At 72.8% G+C, this 6,291-nt stretch carries 3 protein-coding genes; 2 read left to right on the top strand and 1 reads right to left on the bottom strand.

Going from position 1 to position 6,291, the window contains the following annotated elements; genetic code table 11:
- Positions 1 to 157 precede the first annotated feature (157 nt).
- On the top strand, positions 158 to 2,593 hold the full coding sequence (gene pheT / locus AAC134_RS10495) for a phenylalanine--tRNA ligase subunit beta (protein ID WP_339949036.1): 2,436 nt from the start codon (positions 158 to 160) through the stop codon (positions 2,591 to 2,593).
- Positions 2,594 to 3,006: 413 nt separating this feature from the next.
- Here pheT and AAC134_RS10490 read toward each other — a convergent pair whose 3' ends face one another.
- Complete coding sequence (locus AAC134_RS10490) at positions 3,007 to 4,050, bottom strand: CPBP family intramembrane glutamic endopeptidase (protein ID WP_339949035.1); 1,044 nt, start codon at positions 4,048 to 4,050, stop codon at positions 3,007 to 3,009.
- Between the two features lie 489 nt (positions 4,051 to 4,539).
- On the opposite strand from AAC134_RS10490, the gene ilvD reads away from it, so the two are divergent.
- Positions 4,540 to 6,288: a dihydroxy-acid dehydratase gene (gene ilvD / locus AAC134_RS10485; RefSeq protein ID WP_339949034.1), complete on the top strand. Its 1,749-nt coding sequence runs from the start codon at positions 4,540 to 4,542 to the stop codon at positions 6,286 to 6,288.
- Positions 6,289 to 6,291 lie beyond the last annotated feature (3 nt).

The following is a 6,291-nucleotide window of genomic DNA, read 5'->3' as shown; positions in this document are numbered from 1 at the left end:
TCGCTCTGATCGGCATCCGCGAGAGACGGCTCCGGAGAACAGGCGCTTTGCGAGGCGGGTTCGGGCGTGGCGCCAGGGGCGCCAGGCCGGCAAGGTGTGGACATGGGGCGCGGGAGGGGTAGAACGCGCAGGGCAACTGGCGCAGCGGAGCGACGCGATGAAGTTCACCCTCTCCTGGCTCAAGGAGCACCTCGACACCGAGGCCACCGCCGAGGAGATCGCCGAGACCCTCACCGACCTCGGGCTTGAGCTCGAGTCGCTGGAGGATCCCTCGGCGTCGCTCGGCGCCTTCACCATCTGCCGCGTGATCGAGGCCGGGCCGCATCCCGACGCCGACCGCCTGCGCCTGTGCCGGGTCGAGACCTGGCCCAACGGGCCGGGCTCGCCGTCCGAAGAGGTGCAGGTCGTGTGCGGCGCGCCCAACGCGCGCACCGGGCTGATCGGCGTCTTCGCGCGCCCCGGAACCCACATCCCCGGCACCGGCGTCGACCTCAAGCCCGGCGTGATCCGCGGGGTCGAGTCGAACGGCATGCTGTGCTCGGAGCGGGAGCTGATGGTCTCGGACGACCACGACGGCATCATCGACCTGCCCGAGAGCGCGCCGCTGGGGGCGCGCTACATCGACTACGCCGGCCTCAACGACCCGGTCTTCGACATCGCCATCACCCCCAACCGCCCCGACGCGCTGGGAGTGGCGGGGGTGGCGCGCGATCTCGCCGCCCGGGGGCTGGGCCGGGCGAAGACCCCGGCGATCGAGCCGGTGGCCGGGCGCTTCGAGTCGCCCCTCAAGGTGCGGCTCGCCGACGAGGTGGCCGACGCCGCCTGCCCGGTCTTCGCCGGCCGCCTGATCCGCGGCGTGAGCAACGGCCCCTCGCCGGCCTGGCTGCAGAAGAAACTGCGCGCCATCGGCCTGCGGCCGATCTCGGCGCTGGTCGACATCACCAACCTGATCACCTTCGACCGCGGCCGCCCGCTGCACGTTTTTGACGCGGCCAAGGTCACGGGCGACCTGGTGGTGCGCTTCTCCCGCGAGGGCGAGGAGCTGCTGGCGCTCGACGGCAAGACCTATGTCCTGCCCGAGGGCGTCACCGTCATCGCCGACGACGCCGGGGTGGAATCGCTGGGCGGGATCATGGGGGGCGAGCACTCCGGCTGCACCGAGGCGACCGTGGACGTCTTCGTCGAGGCCGCCTGGTTCGACCCGGTGCGCACCGCCCTCTCGGGGCGCAAGCTGAAGATCAACTCCGACGCCCGCTACCGCTTCGACCGCGGCGTGGACCCCGAAAGCTGCGTGGAGGGGATCGAGCTCGCCACGAAGCTGATCCTCGAGCTCTGCGGGGGCGAGCCCTCGCAGGTGCTGGTCGCCGGCCGGACCCCCGACACCGCGCGCAGCTACCGGCTCGACCCCGCCCGCTGCGCCTCGCTGGTGGGCATGGACATCCCCGAGGCCGAGCAGCGCCGCATCCTCGAGGCGCTGGGTTTCGCCCCCCGCGACGAGGACGGGCGGATCATGGTCGGCGTGCCCTCCTGGCGCCCCGACGTGACCGGCGAGGCCGACCTGGTCGAGGAGGTGGCCCGCGTCTCCTCCCTCACCAGGCTGGAAGCAAAGCCCCTGCCCCGGATCTCGACCGGCGTCACGCGGCCGACCCTGACGCTGGGCCAGCGGCGCGAGGCGCGGGTGCGCCGGACCCTCGCGGCCCAGGGCATGAACGAGTGCGTGACCTACTCCTTCATCGCGCAGAAACAGGCGGCGGCCTTCGGCGGCGGCGACGACGCGGTCCGGCTCGAGAACCCGATCTCGTCCGAGATGAGCCACATGCGCCCCGATCCCCTGCCCGGCCTGCTGGCCGCGGCGGCGCGCAACCAGGCCCGCGGCGCGGCCGAGATCGCGCTGTTCGAGATCGGCCCCGGCTGGTCGGGCGGCGAGCCCGAGAACCAGCGCATCACCGCTTCGGGCGTGTTCGTGGGCGCCACCGCCCCGCGCGAGTGGACGGGCGCCCGCCGCGGCCCCGACCTGTGGGACGCCAAGGCCGCGGCCGAGGCGGCGCTTGCGGCGCTGGGCGTCAACGTCGAGCGGCTGATGCCGCTGCGCCAGGCGCCCGAGTGGTTCCACCCCGGCCGCTCGGCCGTGCTGGGGCTGGGGCCCAAGAACCCGCTGGCGGCGTTCGGAGAGCTGCACCCCCGCGCGCTCGAGGCGATGGACGTGAAGGGCCCCGCGGTCGGCTTCACCGTGTTCCTCGAGAACGTGCCCGCCCCCAAGGCCCGCGCCATCGCCCGCCCGGCGCTGGCGGCCTCGGACTACCAGGCGGTCGAGCGGGACTTCGCCTTCGTGGTCGACGCCCGGACCGAGGCCGAGACCCTGCTGCGCGCCGCCCGCGGCGCCGACAAGAAGCTGGTCGAGAGCGCGGCGGTCTTCGACGTCTTCGACGGCCCCAAGGCCGCCCAGTCGCTGGGCGAGGGCAAGAAGTCGCTCGCCGTCTCGGTCCGCCTGCAGCCCAGCGACCGCACGCTGACCGACGAGGAGATCGAGGCCGTGGCCAGCAAGGTGGTCGCCGCCGTGACCAAGGCCACCGGCGGCACGCTGCGCGGCTGACATGGCCCCGGCGAGAGGACAAGGGCCCGCGGGGGATCTCCCCGCGGGCCCTTTTTCGGTCCGCTTGCCGCGGCGGCGCGGCTCTGAGGGCTCTGGTCCATGGACGCCGACCAGGGCGCGGGGGGCGACATCGGGGGGGGGGCGACATCGGGGGCGGAGGGAGCCACATGGTCTCCCTCGCTCCCCGCGCGCTCTACGCGTGGATGGCCGAGGCTCGGCAGTGGCCGACAGCCACAACGACGTTGCCGCGGCAAGCGCCGCGCCTGCCTTGAGAATGGCTTTGGAATGGATCGTGCGGGCCTGATCGGGGCCGCGCGTCACCGATCCAGGCGCGACGGGCGCCTCTCGGACCGTCTCAGACAGGCGCAGTCTCAGCCAGACTCAGTCTCAGACATTCAGGGATCGCGCGGAGGCTACTCTGCCGGCACCGGAGGGCCATGGTCGGGGTCCGGTCCCGGCGCGTCGGGGTCGAGGGACCCTCGCGGCCACGGGCCGGGCGGATCGCCATTGGCGGGGGGGGCGGTGGCGCGCGCGAGCTGCTCGGCCTTTTCCGCCTTTCGGGCGGCGCGCCAGGCGCGCAGGAAGCGGAAGTCCATGTAGCCCATGAACACCACCGCCCCGATGAACATCATCACCACATAGGCGACCCGCGGGGCGAAGCTGTCCACCGTCTGCGGGACGACGAACAGCGCCAGGCCGCTGACCAGCTCCTGCGGGGAGACGAAGGCGATGTTGACCAGGTTGATCCCGAAATGCAGCCCGATCGCCGCGCCCAGGTTGGCGGTGCGCGAGGTCACCGCCGCCATGATCAGCCCGAAGAAGAAGTGATACCAGGAGAAGCCGAGCCACGCCCCCTCGGTCGGGTGCGCGAATCCGAACAGGATCGAGGGCGCCACCGACCAGCCGATGATCGACAGCGAGCGCGCCGCGAACTGTTGCAGGAGGTAGCCGCGAAACAGCATCTCCTCGGCCGCGCACTGCACGAAGATCAGGGGGGCGGCCAGCAGCGCCAGCCCCAGCCAGCCGCTCAGCGAGGGGAACACCGCGATCTCGCGGCCATGAACCAGGATCAGCGGCAGCCAGGCCGCCGCCCCCACCGCCAGCGCCACCGCCAGGCCCAGCCGGAAATGGCGCCAGTCGATCCGCCCCTGCGGCCCGAACAGCGTGTTGGCCGGGCGCCGGTGGACCAGCGGCAGCGACAGCCACAGCGCCGGCCAGACCGCCAGGAACGCGCCCAGCGTCAGCAGCACCCCCAGCGGCGAATGCACGGTCGAGGCGTCGCGCGCCGCAATCCCGTCGGGACCCAGCAGCGCCGCCGCGATTCCCAGCCGCGCGACCTTCACGAACAGGAACACGAAGCCGACGGTCAGCGCCACGCCCACGACCGTGCGCACCAGGCTCGCGCCCCGCACGGCGGGGGCGGCATAGGCCACCAGCGGATGGGTGAATCGGGTCATGTCGCGCCGCCACGGGAAACGGCCCGCGCGGCGGGCCATATCGCGCTAGAATAGGACTCGCGCGCCGCTGCGTCCAGTCGGATTATTCATTAACCATTCATATTAAAAGCAAATGCGCGCGAGCGTCGCCGCCCGCGCCTCGCCCCCGGCACCCCGGACGCGGAACCCGTCGCCCGCGGTCGCCGCGCTCCCCGACGCGAGGCCGCGCCGCGTCCGCCCGACGCCCGGCCAGCCCCGGCCCGGCCCGGCCCGGCGGAACGCTCCGCCCCCCCCTCCCCGAGGCCGCGCCAGACCCCGCCCGGCGCAAGGTCCCGCCCCGCGCGAGGATGCGCCAGTCCCGGCGACGGGAGGCCGCGGAAGACTCTCCCGGCGGCAGGCCTTTCCTCGTCGCCGACACGGGCGTATCGTCCGGCCGCAATGATCAGGGACGGGCTCGCCGTCCGCCGGGAGGATGACCGTCCGTTTCGGGCCCCCGTTCCGAAGCCTCTCATGCATGCGAAGCCGATGGACGCCAAGACCAGCCTGAAGTCCCGCCTGCCCTCTCGCCACGTGACCGAGGGGCCGCAGCGCGCGCCGAACCGCTCCTTCTTCCACGCCATGGGCCTGACCGACGAGGAGATCCACCGTCCCTTCGTCGGCGTGGCCAGCTGCTGGAACGAGGCCGCGCCGTGCAACATCGCCCTCTCGCGCCAGGCGCAGGCGGCGAAGCTCGGGGTCAACGCCGCCGGCGGCACCCCGCGCGAGTTCACCACCATCACCGTCACCGACGGCATCGCCATGGGCCACGAGGGCATGCGCTCCTCGCTCGCCAGCCGCGAGGCGATCGCCGACACGGTCGAGCTGACCATGCGCGGCCACGCCTATGACGCGCTGGTGGGACTCGCGGGCTGCGACAAGTCCCTGCCCGGCATGATGATGGCCATGGTCCGCCTCAACGTGCCGTCGGTCTTCGTCTACGGCGGCTCGATCCTGCCCGGCCGCCACGAGGGCCGCGACCTGACCGTCCAGGACGTGTTCGAGGCCGTCGGCAAGCACCAGGCCGGCGAGATGTCGGACGCCGAGCTCGCGATCATCGAGCGGGTCGCCTGCCCCTCGGCCGGCGCCTGCGGGGGCCAGTTCACCGCCAACACCATGGCCTGCGTGTCCGAGGCGATCGGCCTCGCCCTGCCGCTGAGCTCCGGCGCGCCCGCCCCCTACGAAAGCCGCGACCAGTTCTGCGAGGCATCGGGCCGCGCGGTGATGGCGCTGGTGGAATCGAACCTCCGCCCCCGGGACATCGTCACCCGCAAGAGCCTCGAGAACGCCGCCCGCGTGGTCGCCTGCACCGGCGGGTCCACCAACGGCGGCCTGCACCTGCCCGCCATCGCCCACGAGGCGGGGATCGAGTTCACGCTCGACGACGTCTGCGAGATCTTCCGCTCGACCCCCTATTTCGTCGATCTGGTCCCCGGCGGCCAGTTCGTGGCCAAGGATCTCTACGAGGCCGGCGGCGTGCCCATCGTGCTCAAGGAGCTGGCCAAGGCCGGGCTCCTGCACCTCGACTGCCTCACCGTCACCGGCAAGACCATGGGCGAGAACCTCGAAGCCGTGACCGGAGAGCCTGACGGCCGGGTGATCCGCCCGATCTCGAACCCGATCACCCCCACCGGCGGCGTGGTCGGCCTGAAGGGCAACCTCGCCCCCGACGGGGCCATCGTGAAGGTCGCGGGCATCGCGGCCGAGCATCAGGTCTTCACCGGCCCCGCGCGCGTCTTCGAATGCGAGGAGGACGCCTACGAGGCGGTCCGCGCCCGCACCTACAAGGAAGGCGAGGTCATCGTGATCCGCAACGAGGGCCCCGCCGGCGGCCCCGGCATGCGCGAGATGCTGGCCACCACCGCCGCCCTCTCGGGCCAGGGCATGGGCAAGAAGGTGGCGCTGATCACCGACGGGCGATTCTCGGGCGCCACGCGGGGCTTCTGCGTGGGCCACGTCGGGCCCGAGGCGGCCCACGGCGGCCCCATCGCCCTGATCCGCACCGGCGACACGATCACCATCGACGCCATCGAGGGGGTGCTTTCGGTCGACCTGAGCGAGGACGAGCTCGCCGCCCGCAAGGCGGAATGGGCCGGCCCGCGGCCGACCAACTACGCCTCGGGGGCGCTGTGGAAATATGCCAGGCTGGTGGGCTCGGCCCGCTACGGCGCGGTGACCCATCCCGGCGCCGCGGCCGAAACGCATGTCTACGCCGACCTCTGATCG

The organism is uncultured Albimonas sp. (genome assembly GCF_963977235.1).
GTDB lineage: Bacteria > Pseudomonadota > Alphaproteobacteria > Rhodobacterales > Rhodobacteraceae > Albimonas.
Note: the sequence above shows the minus strand (reverse complement) of the source record. Positions and strands in the feature narration are given on the sequence as shown.